The organism is Capnocytophaga bilenii, assembly GCF_017565765.1.
In the GTDB taxonomy this organism is placed as follows: domain Bacteria; phylum Bacteroidota; class Bacteroidia; order Flavobacteriales; family Flavobacteriaceae; genus Capnocytophaga; species Capnocytophaga bilenii.
In genome coordinates, this window is the sequence record NZ_JAGDYP010000002.1 from 365,196 (window position 1) to 391,196 (window position 26,001).

General features: G+C 38.9%; 21 protein-coding genes and 2 pseudogenes. 16 read left to right on the top strand and 7 right to left on the bottom strand.

All coding sequences use genetic code 11. The annotated features are described in order from the left end of the window. Positions 1–13: 13 nt before the first annotated feature. The 5 genes from J4N46_RS03995 to J4N46_RS04015 all read left to right on the top strand — a co-directional run bounded on the left by J4N46_RS03995 (position 14) and on the right by J4N46_RS04015 (position 6,358). Entirely contained in the window at positions 14–949 is a 936-nt protein-coding gene (locus J4N46_RS03995; RefSeq protein ID WP_208058236.1) for a peptidylprolyl isomerase, read from the top strand. A 260-nt stretch (positions 950–1,209) separates the two neighbouring features. After that, entirely contained in the window at positions 1,210–2,943 is a 1,734-nt protein-coding gene (locus J4N46_RS04000; protein WP_208058237.1) for a DEAD/DEAH box helicase, read from the top strand. Positions 2,944–3,035: 92 nt separating this feature from the next. Beyond that, positions 3,036–4,367 (top strand): sodium:proton antiporter NhaD, encoded by a 1,332-nt coding sequence (gene nhaD, locus J4N46_RS04005; RefSeq protein ID WP_208058238.1) that lies wholly within the window; start codon positions 3,036–3,038, stop codon positions 4,365–4,367. 159 nt (positions 4,368–4,526) lie between these two features. Then, a complete protein-coding gene (locus tag J4N46_RS04010; RefSeq protein WP_208058239.1) occupies positions 4,527–5,090 on the top strand; it encodes a phosphatase PAP2 family protein in 564 nt (187 codons plus the stop codon). Next, the gene (locus tag J4N46_RS04015) at positions 5,090–6,358 is read left to right on the top strand and encodes a DUF2851 family protein (RefSeq protein WP_208058240.1); all 1,269 of its coding nucleotides are present in this window, start codon (positions 5,090–5,092) and stop codon (positions 6,356–6,358) included. Before J4N46_RS04010 ends, J4N46_RS04015 begins: the two co-directional genes overlap by 1 nt. Here the strand turns inward: J4N46_RS04015 and J4N46_RS04020 are convergent. The 4 genes from J4N46_RS04020 to J4N46_RS04035 all read right to left on the bottom strand — a co-directional run bounded on the left by J4N46_RS04020 (position 6,341) and on the right by J4N46_RS04035 (position 11,564). Then, the gene (locus tag J4N46_RS04020; RefSeq protein WP_208058241.1) at positions 6,341–6,730 is read right to left on the bottom strand and encodes a pyruvate carboxyltransferase; all 390 of its coding nucleotides are present in this window, start codon (positions 6,728–6,730) and stop codon (positions 6,341–6,343) included. The genes J4N46_RS04015 and J4N46_RS04020 overlap by 18 nt on opposite strands. Before the next feature lie 15 nt (positions 6,731–6,745). Further along, on the bottom strand, positions 6,746–7,831 hold the full coding sequence (locus J4N46_RS04025) for a Wzz/FepE/Etk N-terminal domain-containing protein (RefSeq protein ID WP_208058242.1): 1,086 nt from the start codon (positions 7,829–7,831) through the stop codon (positions 6,746–6,748). Positions 7,832–7,836: 5 nt separating this feature from the next. Continuing rightward, positions 7,837–10,302 carry an SLBB domain-containing protein gene (locus J4N46_RS04030; protein WP_208058243.1) on the bottom strand — a complete coding sequence of 822 codons (2,466 nt, stop codon included), beginning with the start codon at positions 10,300–10,302 and terminating at the stop codon, positions 7,837–7,839. Between the two features lie 77 nt (positions 10,303–10,379). Then, on the bottom strand, positions 10,380–11,564 hold the full coding sequence (locus tag J4N46_RS04035; protein ID WP_208058244.1) for a THUMP domain-containing class I SAM-dependent RNA methyltransferase: 1,185 nt from the start codon (positions 11,562–11,564) through the stop codon (positions 10,380–10,382). A gap of 64 nt (positions 11,565–11,628) precedes the next feature. Here J4N46_RS04035 and J4N46_RS04040 point away from each other — a divergent pair, with 64 nt between their 5' ends. From J4N46_RS04040 to purB, 7 genes are all read left to right on the top strand, one after another. Beyond that, a complete protein-coding gene (locus J4N46_RS04040) occupies positions 11,629–12,861 on the top strand; it encodes an exonuclease SbcCD subunit D (RefSeq protein WP_208058245.1) in 1,233 nt (410 codons plus the stop codon). Between the two features lie 250 nt (positions 12,862–13,111). Beyond that, positions 13,112–13,342, top strand: coding sequence for a toxin-antitoxin system, antitoxin component (locus J4N46_RS04045; protein ID WP_208058246.1), 231 nt, complete (start codon positions 13,112–13,114; stop codon positions 13,340–13,342). A gap of 17 nt (positions 13,343–13,359) precedes the next feature. Next, positions 13,360–14,139, top strand: a complete 780-nt coding sequence (locus J4N46_RS04050) for a TerC family protein (RefSeq protein ID WP_208058247.1) — start codon at positions 13,360–13,362, stop codon at positions 14,137–14,139. A gap of 16 nt (positions 14,140–14,155) precedes the next feature. After that, entirely contained in the window at positions 14,156–14,365 is a 210-nt protein-coding gene (locus J4N46_RS04055; RefSeq protein ID WP_208058248.1) for a hypothetical protein, read from the top strand. Beyond that, complete coding sequence (locus tag J4N46_RS04060; protein ID WP_208058249.1) at positions 14,337–14,627, top strand: type II toxin-antitoxin system RelE/ParE family toxin; 291 nt, start codon at positions 14,337–14,339, stop codon at positions 14,625–14,627. Before J4N46_RS04055 ends, J4N46_RS04060 begins: the two co-directional genes overlap by 29 nt. A gap of 17 nt (positions 14,628–14,644) precedes the next feature. Next, positions 14,645–15,775: a DNA polymerase III subunit gene (locus J4N46_RS04065; RefSeq protein WP_009416031.1), complete on the top strand. Its 1,131-nt coding sequence runs from the start codon at positions 14,645–14,647 to the stop codon at positions 15,773–15,775. 18 nt (positions 15,776–15,793) lie between these two features. Then, a complete protein-coding gene (gene purB, locus J4N46_RS04070; RefSeq protein WP_208058250.1) occupies positions 15,794–17,128 on the top strand; it encodes an adenylosuccinate lyase in 1,335 nt (444 codons plus the stop codon). Positions 17,129–17,209: 81 nt separating this feature from the next. Here purB and secA read toward each other — a convergent pair whose 3' ends face one another. Together secA and J4N46_RS04080 are read right to left on the bottom strand one after the other, a co-directional pair. Next, a complete protein-coding gene (secA, locus tag J4N46_RS04075; protein ID WP_208058251.1) occupies positions 17,210–20,569 on the bottom strand; it encodes a preprotein translocase subunit SecA in 3,360 nt (1,119 codons plus the stop codon). Positions 20,570–20,700: 131 nt separating this feature from the next. Beyond that, positions 20,701–20,922, bottom strand: a complete 222-nt coding sequence (locus J4N46_RS04080) for a DUF2795 domain-containing protein (protein ID WP_009416034.1) — start codon at positions 20,920–20,922, stop codon at positions 20,701–20,703. 1,000 nt (positions 20,923–21,922) lie between these two features. Here J4N46_RS04080 and J4N46_RS04085 point away from each other — a divergent pair. From J4N46_RS04085 to J4N46_RS04095, 3 genes are all read left to right on the top strand, one after another. Beyond that, positions 21,923–23,311 (top strand): sigma-54-dependent transcriptional regulator, encoded by a 1,389-nt coding sequence (locus tag J4N46_RS04085; protein ID WP_009416337.1) that lies wholly within the window; start codon positions 21,923–21,925, stop codon positions 23,309–23,311. Between the two features lie 614 nt (positions 23,312–23,925). Further along, the gene (locus J4N46_RS04090) at positions 23,926–24,261 is read left to right on the top strand and encodes a hypothetical protein (RefSeq protein ID WP_208058252.1); all 336 of its coding nucleotides are present in this window, start codon (positions 23,926–23,928) and stop codon (positions 24,259–24,261) included. Beyond that, positions 24,227–24,916, top strand: a complete 690-nt coding sequence (locus J4N46_RS04095; protein WP_208057364.1) for a toxin-antitoxin system YwqK family antitoxin — start codon at positions 24,227–24,229, stop codon at positions 24,914–24,916. Before J4N46_RS04090 ends, J4N46_RS04095 begins: the two co-directional genes overlap by 35 nt. Before the next feature lie 43 nt (positions 24,917–24,959). Here J4N46_RS04095 and J4N46_RS04100 read toward each other — a convergent pair. Continuing rightward, positions 24,960–25,460, bottom strand: a pseudogene (locus J4N46_RS04100) (conjugal transfer protein TraG); the annotation flags it as partial. Positions 25,461–25,511: 51 nt separating this feature from the next. On the opposite strand from J4N46_RS04100, the pseudogene J4N46_RS04105 reads away from it, so the two are divergent. Further along, positions 25,512–25,910, top strand: a pseudogene (locus J4N46_RS04105) (IS1595 family transposase); the annotation flags it as partial. Positions 25,911–26,001 lie beyond the last annotated feature (91 nt).

Here is a 26,001-nt window from a genome sequence, read left to right on the forward strand (position 1 = left end):
AATATTCAATACAATGGAAAACGGAATTTATGCCAAAATAACCACTGCCAAAGGGGATATTTTAATCCAACTTACCTACCAGCTTACCCCAGCTACTGTAGGAAATTTCGTAGCTCTTGCCGAAGGAACTATGAAAAACACCCAAAAACCACTCGGCACACCTTATTATGACGGACTTACCTTTCATCGTGTGATTCCTAATTTTATGATACAAGGCGGTTGCCCGCTGGGAACAGGTACCGGCGACCCTGGTTACCGCTTTGATGATGAGTTTCACCCCTCACTAAAGCACGACAAGGCAGGCGTCATATCAATGGCAAATGCAGGAGCAGGAACTAATGGTAGCCAATTTTTTATCACTCACCTCCCTACACCTTGGCTCGACAATAAGCATACTGTCTTCGGACAAGTAATTGAAGGGCAAAACGTAGTAGATACTATTGCTCAAGGTGATAAAATTGAAAAAATAACCATTATAAGAGTAGGCGAAGAAGCTGAAAAATGGGACGCTCTTAAAGCCTTCAATAGTTTAAACGAAGCCAAAGCCGCACGCCTTGCCGAGCAAAAACGCAAAAACGAAGAAGCCTTCGCTAAAGAAATAGAAGGTTTTGATAAAACAGAAAGCGGATTGTACTACAAAATTACCCAATACGGTAATGGTAAAAAACCACAAGCAGGACAAAAAGTAGCAGTACATTACACAGGTATGCTTCTTGATAAATCAGTATTTGATAGCTCTTATAGTCGCCGACAGCCACTAAACTTTACCGTAGGAGTAGGGCAGGTGATAGAAGGCTGGGACGAAGGCATCCTTTTGCTTCACGAAGGCGATAAAGCCCGCCTTGTAATCCCTTCCGACCTCGCTTACGGCGCCAGCGGCGCAGGTGGAGTAATTCCACCCCACGCCCCCCTCATTTTTGATGTAGAGTTGGTAAAGGTTAATGATTAAAGTACACTTTGGCAAAGCCCCAAGCTTTGCCAAAGTTTTTTATATATTGATAATCAATTACTTTTAGTAGTGCAAAAATGTTTCACCCCCCTCTATTAACCATTAATCACAAACAAAAGTAAGATGCTGATTTTCAGCACATACGAAAAAGAAGTGAAAATATTTTTTCTACAATCATAGCTAATTACAAATAAATAATTACCTTTGTACCTTAAATAGAGTGAATAAACAACAAATCAACTCTTTCACAAATCACATCAATGAATCCATTTGAACAATTAGGGCTCGAAACACCCATCCTCAAAGCCATTACTGATATGGGCTTTGAAACTCCTTCCGAAATACAACAAAAAGCAATCCCTACGCTACTTGGCGAAGATACCGATATGGTAGCTCTCGCACAAACAGGTACAGGCAAAACTGCTGCCTTTGGCTTTCCTCTACTGCAAAAAATAAATACTGATAGCAAACACACACAAGGTCTTATCCTTTCGCCTACGCGTGAACTATGCTTGCAAATAGCTTCTGAACTTAAAAACTATGCCAAATACCTCCCACAAATAAATGTGGTGGCTATTTATGGCGGGGCAAGCATTGACGACCAAGCTAAACAGCTCAAAAAAGGGGCACAAATCATCGTGGCTACCCCTGGTCGTATGCAGGATATGATCAAACGCAACTTCGTAGATATTACCAATATTAGCTACTGCATCTTAGACGAAGCTGATGAAATGCTCAATATGGGCTTTTACGAAGATATTAACGCTATACTTTCATACACACCACAAGACAAAAGCACGTGGCTCTTCTCGGCTACAATGCCTAACGAAGTAGCCAAAATTGCACGTAAATTTATGCGTAAACCTATAGAAATTACCGTAGGCACACGCAACCAAGCAAGTAATACCGTACAGCACGAGTATTATTTAGTAAACGGGCGACACCGCTATTTGGCTCTAAAACGATTGGCTGATGCCAATCCCGATATATTTTCAGTAGTATTTTGCCGCACCAAACGCGATACACAAGCCGTAGCCGAAAAACTTATTGAAGATGGTTATAATGCAGCAGCATTACACGGCGATTTAAGCCAAAACCAACGCGATTTGGTAATGAAATCCTTCAGAGCAAGGCAAATACAAATGCTTATAGCTACCGATGTAGCTGCACGAGGCATAGACGTTGATGATATTACCCACGTAATCCACTACCAGCTTCCCGATGAAATAGAAACCTATAACCACCGCAGTGGTCGTACAGGGCGCGCAGGCAAATCAGGGATATCAATGGTAATATTGCCTAAAAGTGAGATTAGAAAAATAAAAGAAATAGAACGCGTTATCGGGCAACATTTTGAGCAAAAACAACTACCTACAGGGATTGAAATATGCGAAATACAACTGTATCACCTTGCCAATAACCTCAAAAACGTAGAGGTAAACCCCGATATAGAAGACTATTTACCTGCTATACACAAAGAATTACAAGATTTAGACCGCGAAACACTTGTAAAGAAAATATTTTCAGTAGAATTTACTCGTTTTTATAACTATTATAAAAATGCCGAGCACCTATCTATTTCCGATGAAGGCGGTACTAAAAACAATGAAACACATAGCGGCAACAGCGTACGCTACTTTATCAATATAGGCGAGCGAGATGGTTACGATTGGCGTACCCTTAAAGACTTCCTAAAAGCAACGCTTAATCTCGGCAAAGATGAAGTATTTCAAGTAGATGTAAAGAACAGCTTTTCTTTTTTCAATACAGAGAGCAACCATACCGCCTTAGTGATGGATACCTTCAACGATTTCAGGTTGGATGGGCGTTTTATCAATGTAGAGATTTCAAATAAGGGCGCAGGACGAGGACGAGGTGGCAAGCGTGAAGACGAAGGGCGTAGCAAGAAAAAATCACAGCCCAACAGCCGAAAACAAAAAACCATTGAAGCCTTTGACAAAGCTTTTGGAGGGAAGAAAAAGAAGAAGAAATAACTTACGTTAATTTTTAAAGAAAAATATTTGGAAAGTAATAAAAAGATTTTGTACATTTGCGCCGTTAAAAATTATTAAAAATATTATTTTATATGGAAGCTTGGATTATTGCCGTTTTCTTTATCGGCTATTTCTGTATCACTACTGAACATCAAATAAAAGTAGACAAAACTATTTCGGCTTTAGCTATGGCTGTCATTTGCTGGACTATCCTAAAAGTGTGGAATATTGGTGTAATGCACATCGAGGGCAGCACTTTAGTTCCTGTAAGTACCGATGCTATGGGGAATGCCAATGCCATAGATGCGGCACTACAACACCACTTGGCTGAAACTGCCGAAATCTTATTCTTCTTAATCGGTGCAATGACTATCGTAGAGGTAATTGATATGCACCGTGGCTTTGAAATTATCAAGCGTATTATTCGTACCAAAAGTAAAGTAAAACTGCTGTGGATTATCGGTATTATCGCTTTCTTCTTATCAGCTATTATTGATAACCTTACTACTACTATTATCCTTATCACTATTGTACGCAAACTAATCCCCGACCAAAAAGAACGTATTTGGTATGCATCACTTATTGTAATTGCTGCCAATGCAGGAGGAGCTTGGTCGCCAATAGGAGACGTAACTACTACAATGCTTTGGGTGAAAAACAAAGTGAGCGCAGCTAAATTAGTAGAATATGTATTTATCCCTTCCACTATATGTTTAGTAGTACCATTGCTTATCGCTTCGTTCTTACCTGTCTTTAGAGGTAAAGTAGAAACAAATAGTAGTGATGAAGTTACTATTTACAAAAGCAGTATGCCGGTATTAGTAACAGGGTTTATCGCTATTATCTTTGTACCTATTTTTAAATCGGTTACACATTTGCCTCCTTATATAGGAATGCTTTTTGCCTTAGCTACAATGTGGTTTGTGGGTGAAAAACTAAAACCTATAAGCGAATTGAATGACGAAGACAGCGAAAAATTTGGGATACACCGCGCTTTAAGCCGTATTGAGTTTTCAAGTATATTATTCTTTTTGGGTATATTATTAGCGGTAGCTTCATTGCAAACCATCGGTACGCTATTCAATTTTGCACAAACACTGAACGAAACTATTCCTAGCAAAAACGTAGTGGTATTACTATTAGGATTTGCTTCGGCAGTGATAGACAACGTGCCATTGGTGGCTGCTAGTATGGGTATGTTCCAAGAAGGATTGGATAATGGTATATGGCATTTTATAGCTTACTCAGCAGGAACAGGTGGTAGCTTGCTTATCATAGGTTCGGCAGCAGGAGTTGTAGCTATGGGTATGGAAAAGATTAGCTTCTTTTGGTATGCTAAAAATATTCTTTGGATGGCACTATTAGGCTTTATATTAGGCTATCTCACCTTAGTGACATTTGAGGCAATGCACGTATTTGGTTAATAATTAATGATATATAAATCAAGAAAAGTCGGTTAGGAATATTACTTAACCGACTTTATTTGTTAAACTTACTCTTTGTGATAGTAAAATTAAATTCATAGTTTAGCGTTCAGAATTCAAAATTATTTTGTATTTTTGCAGTACTTAAAAATCAACCTTATGCTGGAATTTATTATTCAGAAAGACAAAGATTTGCTTTGTTTCTTAAATAGTTGGGGTAGTTCTTCAGCCGATTCACTATGGCTGCTGATTACCAATCAATGGACTTCACTACCGCTATACTTCTTGCTCTTATATTTCTGTATTAAACACTTACATTGGAAAAAGACGTTATTTGTACTACTATGTGTAGGGCTGCTTATCGCAACTACCGACCAAGTAGCAAATGTTTTTAAATACGGTTTTGAACGCTTGCGTCCCTGCCACGATGAAACTTTGGCAGGGCAAATGCGTTATGTGATTTGTGGAGGTAAATATGGGTTCTTTTCGGCTCACGCTGCCAATACAATGGCTCTGACAGTATTCTTTACTTTGTTGTTGAAAAAATATTTAAAGTATATAGGAGTGCTGTTGGTATGCTGGTCGGTAATCGTAAGTTATAGCAGGATTTACCTTGGGGTGCACTTCCCAGGAGATGTGATAGTGGGCTGGTGTATTGGCTCTTTGTTTGCCTTGCTTTATTATCGCTTATGGCTGATGATAGCTGCTAAGATAAATGGCTGATGAAAGAGGATTTTTTGCATTATCTTTGGCGTTATAAACGAGTGCCATTGCATTGTGAGCTTACTTCGGGCGAGAGGTTAGAAATTCGTTGTTTTGGCACTTATAATAGGCTTGCTGGTCCTGATTTTACGGGAGCACAGCTGGTTATTGGTGAGCAGCTTTGGGCAGGCTGTGTAGAGATGCACCTAAAGTCTTCCGACTGGTACTTACACGGACACGAATATGATACAGCGTATAACAATGTGATTCTACATATAGTATGGGAGCACGATATAGAAGTATTTGATGTGAATAACGTGCCTATTCCTACCTTAGAGCTTCGGAATTGGGTGTCTGAAGAGTTATTGAGTACCTATCGGGAGTCATTGGCTGGAGGGTATAAGTTTATTACTTGTGAGCGGTTGTATAATACCGTGCCTGCTATTACTTTGCTTAGCTGGAATGAGCGGCTTTTAGTGGAACGATTGGAAGAAAAAGCTACTCTTGTACGACAACTGTGGATAGATTGCCAATACGACTGGGAAAAGGTACTTTTTATGTGTTTGTTGAAACACTTTGGAGGAACTGTAAATGGTGAGGTTTTTATGCAGTTGGGTAGGGGAGTGCCTTTTTCAGTTATCAGAAAAGAACGAGTACACCCCTTGCGATTAGAAGCTTTGCTGTTGGGCTTGGCAGGCTTGTTACCTGAGGAAACCGAATGGCAGTATGTAACAAAACTATATGAGGATTTTGTGTATCTGAAACAGAAGTATAGTTTAGGGCTCTTGCCTCTGCGTATGAATTTTAAAGGATTACGCCCACAGGGTTTTCCTACAATTAGATTGGCACAGTTGGCACAAGTATATGAAAGTAAGGAGGGGCTTTTTTCGCAATTGATAGAGGTAAAAAGCTTTAAAGATTTGAAAACACTTTTTAAAGTTAAGCTATCGGAGTTTTGGGAAACGCATTATACCTTTGGTAAGGTTTCTAAAAAGGTAAGAAAGCCGTTAAGCGATAGTTTTATAGCTCTTATTTGGGTGAATGTGCTTATTCCATTAAAGTATCTTTATTATAAAACGCAAGGTAGAGATGTGAGTGAAGAACTAATGGAGGTAATGAAGCTACTACCTGCCGATAATAATGGAGTTATAGATGCTTTTAAGAACTTAGGAGCAGAAATGAAGTGTGCTTTTGACAGTCAGGTGTTATTGCACCAGTACAAGTATTATTGCCAACGTAAGCGTTGTTTAGATTGTGCGGTTGGGGTTGCATTATTGGGTAAGAGCTAATAACTGATTGTAAGCACTCTCAAAAGCAAGAAGATTGATAGAGGTATTTATTTTTAGAGCTTGTAAGTATGTAAGGAGTTTTTCGGTAGGTAGATAGCCGCCGTTCCCTCTAATAGCACTATAAAAGCGCCTGTTACCCTCTTGGTAGTTTTTCGCAACAGCTTCCAGAGTAAGAGGTTGCCCAATGAGAGATGTTTCATTGTCTAAAAGAAGGATTTGAGTGTTGCAGTGTGAATAATCTAACTGAGTGGTTAGCTCTTGTAACTCACTTTTTAAGGCAATAGCATAAAATCCTACAGCCAATAAAGATTGTAGATAATCTTTATTGGCTGTAGTTACACACTCTATAAGTTGTAAGTTGTTATTGAGCATCTTATAAAGGCTGTTTTAGTCATTGTTATTTACTTGTTTTTCTTTTAGGGCATTTCTGAAGTCTTTCAAAAATACACTACCTATACCTATAATGAGCCCTGCAAACGTCCAAATAGCTATGATAAGTGCCTTTTTAGGCTTAGTACGCTCATTGGGTACACTTACAGGTTCTATAATGGTAAAAATAGGTTGATCTTCTTTTAGTTTGATACGTTTGGTTTCCAACTGTTTGGCTAACTCTGTATAAACGCTAAAAGCGAGGTTGTATTCCGCTTGCAGTTGTTGTAGCCTTGTTTGTGGTAAATTACTAAACAAGTTGCGGTTTTGGTCTTGAAACTGAGCTACAGCATATTGTTTAGATTTGAAGTCTTTTTCAGCTTCTATACAACGTTTTGCTACAAAATCATATTCCTCTTTGGCTTTTTGCAGTTTAAAGCTGGTTACTACTTCTTGCAACAGTCGCTGAGCATTTTGTAACATCTGTGCAGCGGGCAAGGCTTCAGGCATCCTAAACGATAGATTTATATAACCATCCTTCTCGTTTATATCTAAACTTATATGCCCTCCGATACTATTGAGGATACCTCTTTCTTCAGGAGTGAGGGTTGTAATAATAGTGTCATTTACTCCAGTAGTAGGAGCTGTTGTTGCTGCTGGTTTGCTTCTAAATATACCCATAATACGTCCCATTAGGCTGGGTTTGCTATATTTAGTGAGGTACTCTTCATAGGTAATGTCATTAGGCAAATCTTTAAATGTAAGCTTGGTTTGTACTAATTGCTTCCTAAAAGGGATACTTGCTATAATTTTATCGTAACTTTTTAAAGGTATAGCCTCTGAAGAACTACCACTTAAGTTAATACCTGCTAAAGCCGCCAAGCCTCCTAAACCACCACTACCTCCTTTGTCAGAAGTTTGTGGAAGCATAATAGTAGTAGCTGTATATTCGTTGTCGGCAGTGAGGGCTGCTACCACTCCTATTATCAGGAATAGTAAGGTGAATATAGCTATTCGTTTTTTTGCTTTTAATATCTTATTGAGCAGAGCCAACAAGTCTATTTCGTCTTCTTTATCAGTGAGTTGTTCGTTTGTTACTGCCATACTATTTATTTTATTACATTGTAAATTAATACACCCATAGTAGTGATTGCCGAGATAATACCAATAGTTTCACCAGTAGTCATTTGTTTGCGTTCTGGTTTGGTAGGAACTATGATAATAGCTCCTGGTTCCAATTTAGGATAGTTGTTAAAGAACAATGATCTACGTGTAGATTTAATACTTCCGTTGGCATAGAGTACATAGATAGCATTTCGTTTAGAAAGATTAGAAAAACCACCCGCTTGGTCTATATACTGCCTAAGAGAGGTGCCTTTTTGGTAGCGCACCATTGAAGGTGCTAATACTTCTCCACGTATTTCTACTGTTTGCTTTTCTGAAGGTACTAATATTTTATCACCTTCGCTAAGTAACAAGTCGTACTTGCTGTGTTTGTTTTTTAGTATTTTATTTATGTTTAAGCCTATGCGGTATTCATTGGTGGTCTTAACTATCTTTTTTAATGATTTACCTTTAGCATCGCTCGCATCACTCTCAGCATCTACTAAATCTTCCAAGAAATCTTCTTGTTGTAAATCTCCTTCATCTGTTTTTTTGCGCACCAAAGTCACTCCCTGCTTATAAGCAAACGGCGTAAAACCTCCAGCTCGTTCCAACAAGTCTGAAATGCGTTCGCTTTTAGACTCTATGCTATATATACCAGGGTATAATACCTCGCCCATCACAGATACCGTCTGCATTGGGGTAAAACCTTTTTGGTAACGCACCGATACCAAGTCATTGGGTTGTAGAGCCATTCCTTCACCTTGAGGTATCAATTCATTGTTAGTAGATACCTTAAACGTCTGGCTTAGTTTTGTAAAACTGCCGTCATTAAGTTCTCGAAACACCTCTATTGTTGAAGGGTCAGCACCATTAGAGAGCCCTCCTGCTAAGAGTATCGCATCTTCTACGGTCATATTCTCCATATAAGGCAATTCTTTAGGAGTATTTACAGCTCCATCTACCTTTACAAAGCGTTTGTATTGTAAGGCATCTTTGTAGAAAATATGAATACTATCATTGTCTTTTAGGGGTATTTCGGTATTCTTTTCTAATAATTCTTTTACTGAGAAGCTCAGTGTTTGGTAATCTGTTTTGTTTTCGGTACGGAAGATGAGTCCTTTGTTGAGCGAAGCATCTTTTTTCACACCATTAGCTCTGTTGATAAGGTCAAGGGCAGTCATTCCGTCTTTAAACTCATATACCCCAGGTTGATACACAGCACCGCCTATGCTCAGTCTGTTTTGGTATTCTTTAGTGATAGAATGCACTTTTAGCCTATCCCCATTTTCCATTTTCAGTTTTGATATTTCTGAAAAAGCAATTTCTTTTACTTCGCGTTTAGCGTTGTTTATACGTTCTAGCACAAGTGTATTGGTGAAAGCATCCGAAGTAAACCCTCCAAAAAAGCTTACCAAATTAGCTAAAGTTTCACTATCTAAAGTTTCATAGAAACCTTGTCGTTTTACTTCGCCTTCCACCCATATACGGTTTTTGTAAGGCGGCACTATCAGCACGTCTTGGTCTTGCAATCCTAAATTGCCTTTTTCAGAACCATTGAGAAGAAATTGGTAAATATCAAAAGTAGCTATTTTCTTGCCCCCTCTGAAAAGGTTTACTTCCCTAAACGATCCATTTTGCGAAGGACCCCCACAAGCATATAAAGCGTTAAGCACTGTTGAAAGCGAACTTAGTGAATAAGTTCCTGGTACTACCACCTCGCCTATGATATTAACCTTCACGGTACGTACCTGACTGATGGTTACCCCTGTATATATCTTGGCATAGCTGCCATCAGGAGCAGAGATACCCGAATAGATACGTTTTAAGGCACTGTTTATTTTTGCTTTAGTGTCTGAGAATGAAAGTCCACCTACGTGTATACGTCCTACTCCGTTCAAGAAAATGTTCCCTTCAGCATCTACTTTTTGTCTAAAGTTCCCTTCGGTAGCACCCCACACTTCTACTAATAACTCATCGCCAGGACCTATTTGGTAGTTGTCAGGGGTGGGCATATTAAGGTTAGGAGTAAATGATATTTTAGGGTTTTTAAAGAAATCTAAGCCAAAGATTGCCTTATTTTTATCGTCCCCTTTAGTCGCAAGTTTTCTTTTATCTTCATTACCTGTATAGCCAAAAATGTCTTCTTCATCAGCAGGTTTTCTCATTTTATCAGTAGCAGCAGTAGGAGCATTGTTTTTTACATTGCTAAGTTGCATAATGCGCTGCCTTAGTTTCATAGCTTGCATCTCTTGCATACCACGAGCGCGAGCCATAGCTATAAGCTGATCTACAGTGTAGCCCTGAGCTTGCGCTCGTGCCCACATAGTCTGTACTTGTGTATCCGACAAGTTGTCTACATTCACCTGTGTGATGTCTACATTGTTAGCAGCTGCTTTCTCATCTACTTGAGCAATAACTATAGAAAAACCTAATAGAAAGCAACTTAAAAGAAATTTTAATCTCAACATTTTCTTGAACAAAAACAATTACGGCTGCAAAATTACATCTTTTTTTGCAATTAACTGCTATACTTTATCTTTTTTATTTATTTTTTAGTATTATTCACATTTTCAGTTTGATACTTTGCTTTTTTGCTACCCTCATACATTCTGTATTGTAGCAAGCGGCTTTCTAGCTTGCCGTTGTATAGCTTTATTTTGCGTGAAGGGCGCAAGCCTACGAACTTCATTCCCTCAAGGTTTGAGGTGATAAACCACGCATCAGTGTTGGGGTAATGGTTTTTCAGTGTATCGCCTATTGAGGCGTATAGTTTTTCGGTATCAATAGGCAATCGCTCATTGTAGGGCGGATTGAAAACGATGTGCAAAGGAGCTTCTTTGTTTTCTTTTTTGGTGGTAAAAAAGTCTTTTTGTTCAATGGTTACATATTGAGCCAAATCGGCATTGCGTAGGTTATCTTTAGCTTTCATCACTGCCGAAGGAGCTTTGTCGTACCCCACTATGCGATGGTGAAACTCACGCATTTTCTTGATACAACTATTGAAGATTACATCAAAAAGTTTCTGGTCGAAGTCGTTCCAGCGTTCAAAAGCAAATTCTTTGCGATGGATATTAGCAGGAATATTGCAAGCTATCATAGCAGCCTCTATCAGGAAAGTGCCGCTACCACACATCGGGTCTAAAAAGTCACACTGCCCATCCCAGCCACTCATTAAGAGGATGCCAGCAGCAAGTACCTCGTTGATAGGTGCGATATTAGTAGCCATACGATAGCCCCGTTGGTGCAGCGAATTGCCTGAACTATCAAGAGAGACGATTACCTCGTTGCGCTGAATATGGATATGCAACTGCACATCGGGGTGGTGTATATCTACATTAGGACGCTTGCCTGTACGCGCTCTAAAAGCATCAACTATGGCATCTTTAGCTTTCAGTGCTACGTATTGAGTATGATTGAAAAGCTCTGTTTGCAAAGTTGCCGAAATAGCAAAAGTTTGGTTAACCCCCAAATATTCTTCCCAATCAAATTCGTAAAGTTTGCGGTAGTATTCCTCTTCCGAACGCACGTAGAAAGAAGCAATAGGCTTGAGTATCTTCAGAGCTGTACGTAGGCACAAATTGGCTTTATACATAAAACCTTTATCGCCTACAAACTCTACACTACGAACGCCCTTTACTACTTTCATAGCTCCTAAATTCTGCAATTCTTCTGCCAATATATCTTCAAAACCAAAGAAGGTCTTGGCTAACATTTTATAATTTTTATCCATAAACTTCAAATTTACCGCAAATATATATTATTTTTGTCAGCTGAAAAAATAAAAATAATAAAAAATGAATTTACTACATACTGCCGATTGGCATTTAGGGCAAACCTTTTACCAATACGACCGCTATCACGAGCACGAGCATTTTCTCAATTGGTTATTACAAACTATTGAAAATCAGAAGATAGACGTGTTGCTCATCAGCGGTGATGTATTTGATACGGCAAACCCTGCGGTAGAGTCGCTTAGGTTGTTTTATCATTTTTTGCATCGGGCAATCACTCGTTTTCCTCAGCTACAAATTATTGCTACCGCAGGCAACCACGATTCGCCTGTGCGTTTAGAGATGCCTCAGCCACTTTTAGAGGATACACGTGTGCACCTCATCGGACACGTAAGGCGCAATCTCCAAAAGCAGATAGATTACGATTCGCTTATCATTCCGCTTTACAAAGGTGATACTATTGTTGCTTACTGCCTTGCTGTTCCCTTTTTGCGTTTGGGCGACTATCCTAAAAACGAAGAGCAAACTCCCAATTACGCCAAAGGGGTTACGCTTTTTTACAACCAAATTACCCAACGAGCTTTGACAATAGCACAAGACAAACCGCTGATAGCTATGGGGCATTTGCACGCCACAGGTGCTGAAGTGAGCGATGACGATACTGCCGAACGCCCTATTATCGGTGGGATAGAAGGGGTGCAGACAACCGCTTTCCCTACTCAATTGCAGTACGTAGCATTGGGGCATATTCACAAGGCACAGGCTTTAGGAGGCAAAGAGTATATTCGCTATAGTGGAAGTCCGTTGCCTCTTTCTTTTGCCGAACGCAATTACAATCATCAGGTAGTGTGTATACAGCTGATAGAGAATAAAATACAGCACATACAACCCCTTGCCGTGCCATTACACACCCCGTTACTCAGTGTTCCTGCACAACATCAAAACCCCGAAAAGGTACTCCAAGCACTTCAAGCACTGCCTGAAAGTGCCGTTACAAATAGTGAGCCTCTGCCTTTTTTAGAAGTGAAAGTACTCCTTAACGAACCTTCACCGGAACTCAAAAGTGAAATACTAAAAGCCATCGGCAACAAACACGTACGTTTGGCACGCATAGATGTACGTTTGCAGCAAGGTGAAAACGATGCTGAAGCTCCATTGCAAAGCGAACTCGCCCTCAACGACTTACAGCCCATAGACGTGCTAAAACAAATTTATGAAAAGAAGTTTCATACTTCTCTTCCAGAACGCTATGAAGCCCTTTTTGAAGAAGCATTGGCGTTGGTACTTAGTAGTTAGCTCGCTCGGTGCGAGCCGCACAAACTTTTATTTTTCGGTGCGAGCCGCACGAGCTTATCCTTCGTCACATACTCGGCTGCACCAGCCCGCCGACTTTCCTTCGCTTATCCTTCGCTTATCCTTCGCTCAACCTTCGCTCAAGATTCGGGGGAGCTTGTCAGGGAATTGGCGTGGGAACGAAATTAATCATTAAACATTGATAATTAAACATTATTTTGTACCTTTGCCCTGTAAATAAAGATAATAGAAAATGAATGCAATTTTAACCTCACCTCCACAAGGAATTTCTATAGAAAATGCTTTAAATATACTCAGAAGCCTTAACTTTAATATTCTTAATGTTGAAGAACTAAATACAAAAAAAGATATTCCCAACCAAGAAACAAAAGAAGCTATGGCTGAGGCTGAAAAATTGATAAAGGATAAAGAAACGCCTTTCTATGATAATGTTGATGATTTTTTTGCATTCTTAAAAAACTAAACTTAAACACTAATTAAATGGAAGTACTTTTTACTGCCGATGCCCTTGTGGCTCTTATTACCCTTACTTTTCTTGAAATTGTATTAGGGATTGATAATGTGATATTTATATCAATAGTAACGGGAAAATTACCCGAAAATAAACGCAAACGCGCTACTCGTATAGGGTTATTCTTAGCAATGTTTTTGCGTATTGCCCTGCTGTTGGGTATCTCGGTGTTAGTAAAACTTAAAGACCCTCTGTTTTCTATTGATTGGGGGTGGTTCTCGGCACACTTCAACGGGCAAGCTCTTATTTTATTAAGTGGAGGTATCTTTTTGCTCTACAAATCTACCAAAGAAATACACGCTAAAGTTAATCACATTGAGCATGTTACCGAATCGGATGCTCCAAAAGCAAATCAACACGCTTCTTTAGGAGGGGTTATTGCCCAAATATTGCTCATAGACCTTATTTTTTCGTTAGATAGTATCCTCACTGCGGTAGGTATGACCAATGGTTTGGGCGGGGCTATTTATATAATGATTGCTGCAGTAGTGCTTTCAGTAGCTATAATGATGCAGTTTGCTACTCCAGTAGGCAACTTCGTAAATCGCAACCCATCTATCCAAATATTAGCTCTTTCGTTTTTGATACTTATCGGCTTTATGTTAGTAACCGAAAGTATGCACCTTTCAGAAGCTGTATTGGCAGGACAAACTGTAGGAGCTGTACCTAAAGGATATTTGTATTTTGCCATAGCCTTCTCTTTAGGGGTAGAATTTTTGAATATGAGAATGAGGAAGAAAGGACAGTAATAAAAAATAATGTTTTATGAATGCAATAGAAATTGAAGAAACAATAGTTTCAAAAGAAGTAAGAAATATAAAAAGTGTATTTAATGATGATACACTTACTGAAAAAGAGCTTTTAGAAATAGAACTTTCTAAAAAAGAGACACGTGCGGGTTTGTGGTTTAGTCATTCAGAAGTACAAAAAGATGCAAGGGAGCGTTATGGAAGTGAGATGGTCGTTAAGGGCTAGAATAAATTATCTTGACACCCTTGATTTTTGGTATAGACATAATAAATCATATGCTTATTCTCAGAAAATTATAGACGCTGTAGACGCTCTTGAAAAAGAACTGAAAGAAACTCCTTATTTCTTAGCAAATTATATAGAGCATTTAGAATTATATAAGAAGAGCTTTCTTAATTATAAATTTGCAGTATATTATGAAGTTTTGGAAGAGGAAGGGGTTATATCAATTATACATTTCAGAAGTAATAAACAAGAGCCTTTGTAATTAAGAAAAGGACAATAATGGAATTTAAAGATATTTTAGGATACGACCACATTAAAGGGTATTTAAAAGCAAGTGTGGAGGCAGGGCGCATACCACACGCTCAGCTTTTTGTAGCTGCCGAAGGGCAGGGTGCATTGCCTATGGCGATAGCTTATGCCTCACTTCTCTTAGCGGCGAATAATCCTAAAGCACAAGCCCAGTGTGCCCAATTAGCACACCCCGATTTGCACTTCGTTTTCCCCACCGCTGCTAACGACAAGGTGAAAAAAGACCCTGTAAGTTCCTTGTTTATGACCGAGTGGCGTGCTTTTCTGCAAGCGCAACCCTATGGTACTTTGTTTGATTGGCTTACTTATTTGGGGGTAGAAAAAAAACAAGCTAACATAGGCGTAAACGAAGCCAAAGAAATAACAAGCAAGCTCGCTCTAAAATCATTTGAAGGAGGCTATAAGGTGATGATTATCTGGATGGCTGAAAAGATGAACGTGCAAACGGCTAATAAACTACTGAAACTTTTAGAAGAACCTCCTGAAAAAACATTGTTTCTGTTGGTTGTTGAAGACGAAAATGCACTGTTGGACACCATCAAATCGCGCTGCCAGCTACTGCGATTTCCTCCGCTGAGCGAACAGGCTATTAAAGAAGGTATTTTAGCACGAGGGGTCAGTGAAAATAAAGCTACCCAAATAGCTATCCGCTCACAAGGCAACTTCAACAAAGCTTTGCTACTAATGCAAGACAAAGAAGATGAAGAGGTGGTGTTTGAGCGTTGGTTTATAGCGTGGGTGCGAACGGCTTATCGTGCTAAAGGCAATAAAGCCTCTATACACGGACTTTTGCAGTGGAGCGAAGAGGTGAGTGCTACAGGGCGCGAAACTCAAAAACAATTCTTGCAGTATTGTGCCGAAGTGTTTAGACAAGCATTCTTGTTAAACTATACCGCTACGGGCTTGGTGTATATGCAATTCACCGACCCTACTTTCCAGTTACAAAAGTTTGCCCCTTTCATACACGGCAATAATATTGAAAAAATACATAACCTAATAGAAGAAGCTACCTATCACGTAGAGCGTAATGGCAATGGCAAACTCATCTTTACCGATTTGGCTATCAAGCTAACACGCCTACTACACACTAAAAATAACTAAAAAATTAAGATTATAATTATGAGCTTACACGCAATATCACCTATTGATGGCAGATACGCCGACAAAACAGCTGCTTTGGTGCCTTTTTTCTCGGAAGGAGCACTCATTCGCTATCGTATATTGGTGGAAATAGAGTATTTTATTGCTTTATGCGAACAGAAATTACCACAACTGAAAGATTTTCCTAAAGAACGCTATGACGAGCTGAGAACTATTTATCAGATTTTTACTACAGATGAGGTTCTTGAAATTAAAGGTATAGAAAAGGTTACCAACCACGATGTAAAAGCGGTGGAATACTATATCAAAAAAGTATTTGATAAGCTACTGCTGAAGGGCTACAAAGAGTTTATTCACTTCGGGCTTACTTCACAAGATATCAATAATACAGCCATCCCACTGAGCATCAAAGAGGCAATGGAACAGGTGTATTACCCATCATTGGAGCAGCTTACCGAAAAGCTAGCGCTATTGGCAGAAGATTGGGCTGATGTACCCCTATTGGCACGCACACACGGGCAACCTGCATCGCCTACGCGCTTAGGCAAAGAACTACAAGTATTTGTAGTGCGTATCAAAGAGCAATTGCGCTTGCTCAAACAAGTGCCTTTTGCAGCTAAATTCGGAGGGGCTACGGGTAATTACAATGCCCATAAAGTAGCTTATCCTCAAATAGATTGGAAAGCTTTTGGCACACACTTCGTGGAAGATGTTTTGGGGCTACATCATTCATTCCCCACTACTCAAATAGAGCATTACGACCATTTAGCAGCCCTTTTTGACGGACTAAAACGTATCAATACGATACTAATAGACCTCAATAGAGACATCTGGACATACATCTCTATGGATTACTTCAAACAGCAGATAAAAGCAGGCGAAGTAGGTTCATCGGCGATGCCTCATAAGGTGAATCCGATAGATTTTGAAAATTCCGAAGGTAATTTGGGGATTGCGAATGCTTTGTTAGAGCATTTAGCCTCAAAACTTCCTATTTCGCGCTTGCAACGCGACCTTACTGATAGTACCGTATTGCGCAATGTAGGGGTGCCTTTTGGGCATACACTCATTGCTTTGCAATCTACCCTCAAAGGACTAAATAAGTTGCTGCTAAATGAGGCTAAAATACGCCAAGACCTCAATGAACATTGGGCTGTAGTAGCCGAAGCTATACAAACTATATTGCGCCGAGAGGGTTACCCCAATCCGTATGAAGCACTCAAAGGGCTTACCCGTACCAATGCCGCTATCACTGCCGAAACTATTGCGCAATTTATAGATACTTTGGAGGTAAGTGAAGCTATAAAAGCCGAACTAAAAGCTATTACTCCTGAAAACTATACAGGGATATAACACAAATCATAACAACAATAAAATAGGCTATCTGAAAACTTTCTTCAGGTAGCCTATTTTAGTGTCTATGAAAAAAACTTACTATTTAGGAACGATAATCCAATCTCCGCTATCAATAAGCGAAGTAGCTTGTTTGTACTTCATTTCTTTGCGCTCACCGTTACGGATATTTTGCACAATAACTTTATCATTACGCCCCACTTTAGGTTGCTCACGCACTATGGTTTCTACTACCGAGCGGCGTTGCGAAGCCTGTTCACCCACCTCGCGAGCGCGTTGTGCCATCTCATCACTATTGAGAGTTTCTTCCTTATTAGTTTGATAGTTGTCGCGTTGCCTTACAGGAGCGTGCGCTTCTTGTACAGGGGCGTTTTGATTAGGCAATTCGGCTTTGAACAAGAATGATACGATTTCTTTATTCACCTTATCAATCATTGTTTTGAAAAGCTGGTAAGCCTCAAATTTGTAGATGAGTAGCGGGTCTTTCTGTTCGTGTACCGCCAATTGCACTGATTGTTTCAGTTCGTCCATTCGGCGCAAATGTGTTTTCCACTCTTCATCAATAATAGCTAAGGTGATATTCTTCTCAAAATCACTGATGAGCTTCTTGCCTTGTGTTTCGTATGCCTCTTTTAGGTCGGTAACGATATTGAACATCTTTTGCCCATCGGTGAAAGGAACAACGATGCGCTCATAGGTATTTGAAGGGTTTTCATACACTTCTTTGATAACAGGGAAAGCCGTAGCCGCATTGCGTTCTGTTTTTTCCTGATAGTGGTTTAGCACCTCGTGGTAAAGTTTGAACGTTAAATCGTTGTTAGAACCTTTTGCAAATTCACTCTCACTGATTTGAGTCTTTAATGAGAAGTATTTAATAAGCTCAAACTCAAAGTTCTTGTAGTTATTACCACCTTTATTGTTTTCAACGATTACTTCGCAGGTATCAAATATCATATTTGCCAAATCCACCTTTAGGCGTTCGCCCTCTAAGGCGTGGCGGCGGCGTTTGTAAATCACCTCGCGTTGTGCGTTCATCACATCATCGTATTCCAACAAACGCTTACGGATACCGAAGTTGTTTTCTTCTACTTTTTTCTGAGCTGTTTCTATACGTTTGGTCATTATAGAGTGCTCTATTACATCACCTTCTTTGTGTCCTAATCTATCCATTAGGCGAGCGATGCGCTCAGAACCGAATAGGCGCATAAGGTTATCTTCCAACGACACGTAGAATAGCGAACTTCCTGGGTCACCTTGACGACCAGAACGACCACGTAACTGACGGTCTACACGGCGTGAATCGTGTCGTTCGGTGCCTATGATAGCCAAACCGCCAGCAGCTTTCACCTCTGGGCTTAGCTTGATGTCGGTACCACGACCCGCCATATTGGTAGCGATGGTTACTACTCCTGATTGCCCTGCTTCGGCTACAATTTCAGCTTCTTTTTTGTGTAACTTAGCGTTCAGTACATTGTGTTTTATTTTACGCATTGTAAGCATACGGCTAAGCAGTTCCGATACTTCTACAGAAGTAGTACCGATAAGCACTGGGCGACCAGCTACCGATAGTTCTACTACTTTGTCAATTACAGCGTTGTATTTCTCGCGTTTAGTTTTATAGATAAGGTCGTTGTGGTCTTTGCGCGCAATAGGGCGGTTGGTTGGGATTTCCATTACATCCAACTTGTAGATTTCCCAAAACTCACCAGCCTCAGTAATCGCCGTACCTGTCATACCCGATAGCTTGCTGTACATACGGAAGTAGTTTTGCAAGGTGATAGTAGCGTAGGTTTGGGTAGCCGCTTCAATCTTCACATTCTCTTTAGCTTCAATCGCTTGGTGCAATCCGTCAGAGTAACGTCTTCCGTCCATTATACGACCTGTTTGCTCGTCTACGATAAGCACTTTATTGTCAATTACTACATACTCTACATCTTTTTCAAAGAGTGTGTAGGCTTTTAGCAGCTGGTTGAGGGTATGAATACGCTCACTTTTTACGCTGAAGTCTTTAAAAAGTTTATCTTTAAGCGCGGCTTCTTCTTCAATAGGCAGTTTTTTGTTCTCTATTTCAGCAATTTCTACCCCTATATCAGGAAGTACAAAGAAATCTTTATCACCATCGTAGGCGATGTCCGCAAATCCTTTGTCGGTAAGTTCTATTTGGTTGTTCTTTTCGTCAATCACGAAGTACAATTCGGCATCCACCTTTGGCATTTCGCGATTGTTATCCTGCATATAGTAGTTTTCGGTTTTCTGTAGCAATTGTTTTACACCTTCTTCGCTAAGGAATTTGATAAGGGCATTGTTTTTAGGCAGCCCACGGTGTACGCGCAATAGGAGGAATCCCCCTTCTTTCGTATTTCCTTCAGCAATAAGTTTGCGGGCATCGGCAAGCACTTTAGTAAGATAAGTACGTTGTTTAGCTACCAAATCGGCTACTATAGGTTTAAGTTCGTTGAACTCGTGTAATTCGCCTTTAGGAGTAGGTCCTGAAATGATAAGCGGCGTACGCGCATCGTCAATAAGTACCGAGTCCACCTCATCGACAATGGCGTAGTTGTGAGCGCGTTGCACCAAGTCTTCAGAAGTGTGCGCCATATTGTCGCGCAGGTAGTCAAAACCAAATTCGTTATTAGTTCCGTAAGTGATATCGGCGTTATAAGCGTTGCGGCGAGCGGCAGAATTAGGCTGGTGATTGTCAATACAATCTACACGCAAACCGTGAAACTCAAATAGGGGTCCCATCCAAGCACTATCGCGGCGTGCGAGGTAGTCATTGACGGTTACCAAGTGCACTCCATTGCCAGTAAGAGCGTTGAGGTATACAGGAAGCGTAGCCACGAGAGTTTTACCTTCCCCTGTTTGCATTTCGGCAATTTTACCTTGGTGAAGCGCTATCCCCCCGATAAGTTGCACATCGTAATGCACCATATCCCAAGTAACATCTTTTCCAGCGGCATCCCAATGGTTTTTCCAGATAGCTTTATCGCCATCAATTGATACGTAGTCGTGTGAGGCAGATAGCTCACGATCACGTTCAGTAGCTGTTACGGCAATAGTCTCGTTGTTGGCAAAGCGGCGTGCTGTTTCTTTCATAGTAGCAAACGCTTCAGGCAAAATTTCGTTTAGCACTTTTTCCGAAACCTGATAAGCCTCCTGACTTAGTTTGTCTATCTCCACATAGAGGTCTTCCTTAGCGTCTATGCTATCAGTAGCGTTAGCCTGCTCTTGTAAGGTAGCAATTTTGCTATCAAGAGCAGTGCGAGCTTCTTTTATTTTATTTTTAAACTCAATGGTTTTAGCTCGCAGCTCGTCATTGCTGATGTTTTCAAGTTGCCCTGCGTAAGTTTTAATTTTTTCTACTATGGGCTGAATCGCTTTTAAATCGTTTTTGGCTTTGTCGCCTACGAATATTTTTATTAGGGAATTGATAAGACTCATTTATATAATTATGAATTTTGAATTATGAATTATGAAATGTCAATAAATATACCAAAGGGGGTAGAGCTGACAAATTGTCAGTTTGTTTTGTTATTTTGTTAATTAAAAAAAGTCTCTCGTTGGAGACTTTTTTAATATTCATCTTCATTCCAAAGGAAATCTTCTTCAGAAGGATAATCAGGCCATATTTCATCAATAGATTCATACATATCGCCTTCGTCTTCCATTTCTTGCAGATTTTCAACTACTTCCATAGGGGCTCCTGTACGGATAGCATAGTCTATAAGTTCGTCTTTGGTAGCAGGCCAAGGGGCATCACTTAGGTGTGAAGCGAGTTCTAACGTCCAGTACATAAAGTTTGTATTTTGAAAATTTTCGGCAAAAGTAATATTTTTTATTGAGTATGCAAATTTTTCAGAAGAATTTTTTGTTTCTTGCCAAATCTCCCTATGCGCACCCCCTGCCCGTGCAGCTCACCTACCTTTCCGAACCTTCAGCGAACCTTCAGCGAAGGTTGAGAGAAGGATAAGGGAAAGTAAGGAGAAAGTAAGGAGAAAGTAAGGAGAAAGTAAGGAGAAAGTAAGGAGAAAGTAAGGAGAAAGTAAGGAGAAAGTAAGGAGAAAGTAAGGGGAAGGTAAGGGGAAGGTAAGGGTAAGGGGAAGGTAAGGGGAAAGTAAGGGGAAAGTAAGGGGAAAGTAAGGGGAAAGTAAGGGGAAAGTAAGGGGAAAGTAAGGGGAAGATAGCCCCTTAAACCCCTTTAAATCAAAGAAACTTCAACGTTTAAAGACGTAACACCTACTTATGAAAAACTGTGTAATTAAACAATAATCGTATCCTTTATTAAGGTTTTTATAAGAAAGTATTAACAGCGTAATTTGTTGATAGTAAGTGCGTTTAAAAAAATATTTTTCTATTTGATATAGTTTGGCACGATTTTTTCATATTAAAATATGTAACGTTTGATTTACACTTGTGTATACTATAGAATAGATGAATGATGATTTCTAAATAAGATTGGTATAAAATTAAAATACTGAGAAGAAATTGCTAAAAGAAACATTGTTAGATAAGAAATCATTAAAGCGAAACATTCTGAAAAAACTAAATTACATTGTGTTGTTGGGAAACAACTCCTATAGAGAACATTGCTAAAGTTTTTAATTGCTTACCAAGTCATTCATTGGGCAACTAACACGAAGTTAGTAGTAGTATTTATATTATATGCATTGAGAAAGGCTTCCTTTTTTGTGAAAGGAAGTCTTTTTTTACGAATATTGTGTTTTGTATTGTTTTTTTTTGTACATTTGCACGCTTTATAAACTTATAAATAATTTTATTATACAACAAGCAATTATGAAAAATTCCATTCTTTTAGTGGAGGACGATATAGTTTTCTCAAAGATGCTAAGTCGTTTTTTAGAACGTAATGGTTATGATGTAATAGGGTGTTATACGCTAGAAGAAGCGGGAAAAAACCTTGATATGTCAATAAAAATGGTTTTTACAGACCTTAGATTACCCGATGGAGATGGTATCAGCTTCCTCAAACGTGTAAAAAACGCTTACCCTACAATGCCTGTAGTGGTAATGACAAGTTATGCCGAAGTATCTACAGCGGTAGAAGCTATGAAATTAGGAGCTTTTGATTATATATCGAAACCTTTTCAGCAAGAAGACGTGCTGAATGTAATAAAAAACGCCCAAAATAGTATGCACAATATAGCTACAGCGGGCACTATTTTTACCGAAAAACCAGCCGATAATAGCGTACCTGCTAAAGTAGCCAAACTACCTGTTATAGATGACGATAACCCTTATATAGAAGGGGTAAGTGCCGCTTCTAAAAAGTTAAGCAAGTTTATCAACCTCGTAGCGCCCACCGATATGTCTGTTTTGATAATGGGTGAAAGTGGTACAGGTAAAGAAGTGGTTGCAAAATCTATCCATATGAAGAGTAGCCGCCGCAATAAGCCTTTTATACCGGTAGATTGTGGTGCTATTCCTAAAGAAATAGCAGCAAGTGAGTTTTTTGGACACGTAAAAGGTTCGTTTACAGGAGCTATTACCGATAAAAAAGGTCATTTTGAGGAGGCTAATGGCGGTACTATCTTCCTTGATGAAGTGGGTAACCTAAGCTATGAGAACCAAATACAGCTACTGCGCGCTTTGCAAGAACGCCGTATAAAACCAATAGGTAGCTCTAAAGAAATAGAGGTAGATATCAGAGTGTTGGCAGCTACCAATGAAGATTTGTTGGAGGCTGTGAAAAAAGGCGAATTTCGCGAAGATTTGTACCATCGCTTGAATGAGTTTTCTATCAACGTGCCTTCATTGAATGAGCGAAAAGACGACTTGATGATTTTTGCATCTTACTTTTTAGAAAAAGCGAACCAAAAATTGCATAAAAACGTGCAAGGCTTTACTGAAAAAGCAGTACAAAAGATGTCGATGTACACTTGGGGGGGTAACTTGCGCGAACTTTCAAATATGGTGAAACGTGCCGCACTACTTGCTACGGGCAATTATATTACAGAAAATGAGTTGCCCGATATGGTGATACACGAAACGCGTCATTTCCCTACCGAGCGATTTACTTTTTCGACTAAAGAAAATGAACGCGAACTCATTATAGGGGCATTGCACGAAACGCAAAACAATAAGACGGAGGCTGCCAAACTATTGGGCTTTACGCGTAAGACACTTTACAACAAGCTAAAAGCGTATAATATTGACGAATTTTAGTATAAGACAAATAACAAATGAGAAATAGTAACATTGCCAAAGTTTTTTGAACTTTGGCAATGCTATTTCATTACCTTAGTAAAAAGAGAGAATTATGAATTTTGAATTTTGAATTTTGAATTGGTGGGGCGAGCAGTGATTGATTATCAGAGCGATTAAGAGGGTGTCCGAAAAGTTTTGTTTCGTGAGGGCGATTTGCCAATCGCCCCTACAATGTGAATAAAAGTGATTGATTATCAGAGTAATTAACTTTGGCAAACTCTGAAAGTTTGCCAAAGTGTATGGCGCAATCATACTTTTAAAAACTTTTCGGACAGCTTCTTTTTATATAGAACCTAAATTAATTGACATAGGGGAAGCCAATCAAGAATATGCAGCCCCCGCTGGCGCGAGCTTGTAGCTCGTGCCTATGATATTAAGAGCTTGGGTAATGTAGGTAATATATCAGATGGGTTGTTAAAATTTCAATAGCTTTACAATCAATACAATACAAAAGAACTGCCCTGCTATTTTCCTTTACCCATCATAGAGAAAAGAGTTTTTCAAGCAAGCCTATAAAGCGCTATAAATAGTGCGAGGGGAATTGGCAAATTATGAATTTTGAATTATGAATTTTGAATTGGGCACAAGCTACAAGCTTGCGCCAGCGGGGGGATTATGACAACAAAATAAGAATATTTAAAGATGATTCAGAGTTAAGAAGACAATGGTTGATACGAAATGAAAGAATAGCTAACATATATCAAGTAAAATTTGAGAAACATCACATGAAAAGATCTGAAAATATACAAAAATCTTATGAAAAGATTAAAGAGTATGATATTTTTAGATTTGAAAAATCAAAAACTGATAATATATTAGATTATCATAATAAAAGAATCTCTTTTACTCAATGGCAAATAAAAATTATGCAGAATGAAATTGAAAAATATTACAATGATAAGGAATAAAATAATATACATTGGTTGTTTATTTATATTTTTTATGGAGGGATATGCTCAAAAAATTGAACCTATTCCTTATAATTATCATTTGTATAAAAAAATAGATTCATCAGATGTAGTAAGCCCTTTTGATGAAATAGAAATTGCCTCTTTTGTAAAGAGGCATAAAATAAATAAAAAAGGGCAAATTTTAGAAATCCGTTTGGATGATAAACCTCAATATATAATTGAACATAATATTTCTCTTTTAAATAATTATTTTTCTAAAAAAGTAACGATTGGATTAGAAAAAGTAACAATCTTAAATGGTTATTCTGTAGAATATGAAGTGTTCTATTATCAAAAAGACAAAAGGTTAACACTGAAAAAAATAAGCTATAAAAAAGGGACGATAAATGGGGTATATATAACAAAAGATATGAACGACAATCTTTTATATAAAACCCAATTTACAGATGGTTCTGGTTACTGGAAAGATTTTTATTATGAAAGTGGAAATATAAAAGAAGAAGGCAAAGTAGAGAACAATTGCAAGGTAGGAGAGTGGAAATACTACAACAAAAATGGCACTATTGATAGCCTAAAAATCTATTCTATAAAAGATAGTGTAGATGTCCGCTTTCCTCATTGCTTATTTAATAAAAATGAACCTTGCTATTGAGAGAACATAGCTATCCAATTTTCAAGCGGATAGCCTTTTTTGTTTATTCTCCTTCTTTCTCCATCAAATGTCTTAGCTCAGGGTCGTTGGTGATGCGTTCTTTTTCGCGTTCAATAATTTCAATGATATCTAACTTTATTTGGCGGTAATTGGCTTCTACCTGTTCTTTGGTGGTGTCGTTACCGTTGGCATCGGTAAAGGATAGGACTTCAGGTATTTTCTGGTAGGTTTTAGTCTCTGCGGCTACTTTGGCGTTGTCTACAACTATCTGCGCGTGGAATATCTTCTGCTCGATGCGTTCATCAAAATTGTCGGAAACAGCTCCTACAAACATCCCTTGAGTAAGATTGGATATTTTGCTGGCAGGAATTAAACTATCCAGTTGTGTAGATATGGAGGTAGAGGTGTCATTGCGGTTGATAGTAGTAGATTGCCTTTTCTGTAATACCTTTCCAAACCGTTCAGAAAGAGTTTTAGCAGTTTTCCCTACTACTTGTCCGCTAAAGATATTTCCTACCGTATTTTGTATTACTTTACTTTCTTTTTGAGGTGTCTAAATAATTTCATATATTTGCACTCTGAAAATGAATGTATTATGGAATTATTTAAGGGACAAAGCCTCTTAGAGTTTACTGAACGCTTTAAAACAGACTTAGATTGCGAAGAATACTTAGCTTCCATAAAATGGGAAAAAGGGTATTGTTGCCGTAAATGTGGTCATAAAAAATACCAAGTTCGCAAAGATTTTTCACGTACTTGTAATATCTGTGGAGATACGGAAAGTCCTACTGCTGGAACACTATTTCATAGACTAAAATTTGGGTTACGTAAAGCATTTTTTATATGTTTTGAAATGACAACTACAACTAAAGGGTTATCAGCCTCACAAGTTGCTCGTCGTTATGATATTAGTCGACAAACTGCACATTATTTTATGCAAAAAGTCCGTGAAGCTATGAAATCCAGTGAGTCACACAAAATGAATGATAGCGTTTAGGTTGATGAATTTACCATAGGAGGAAAAGAGGAAGGAAAACAGTTTTAGAATCAATCGCTCACAAAATAAAGATACTATCTTTAACAGT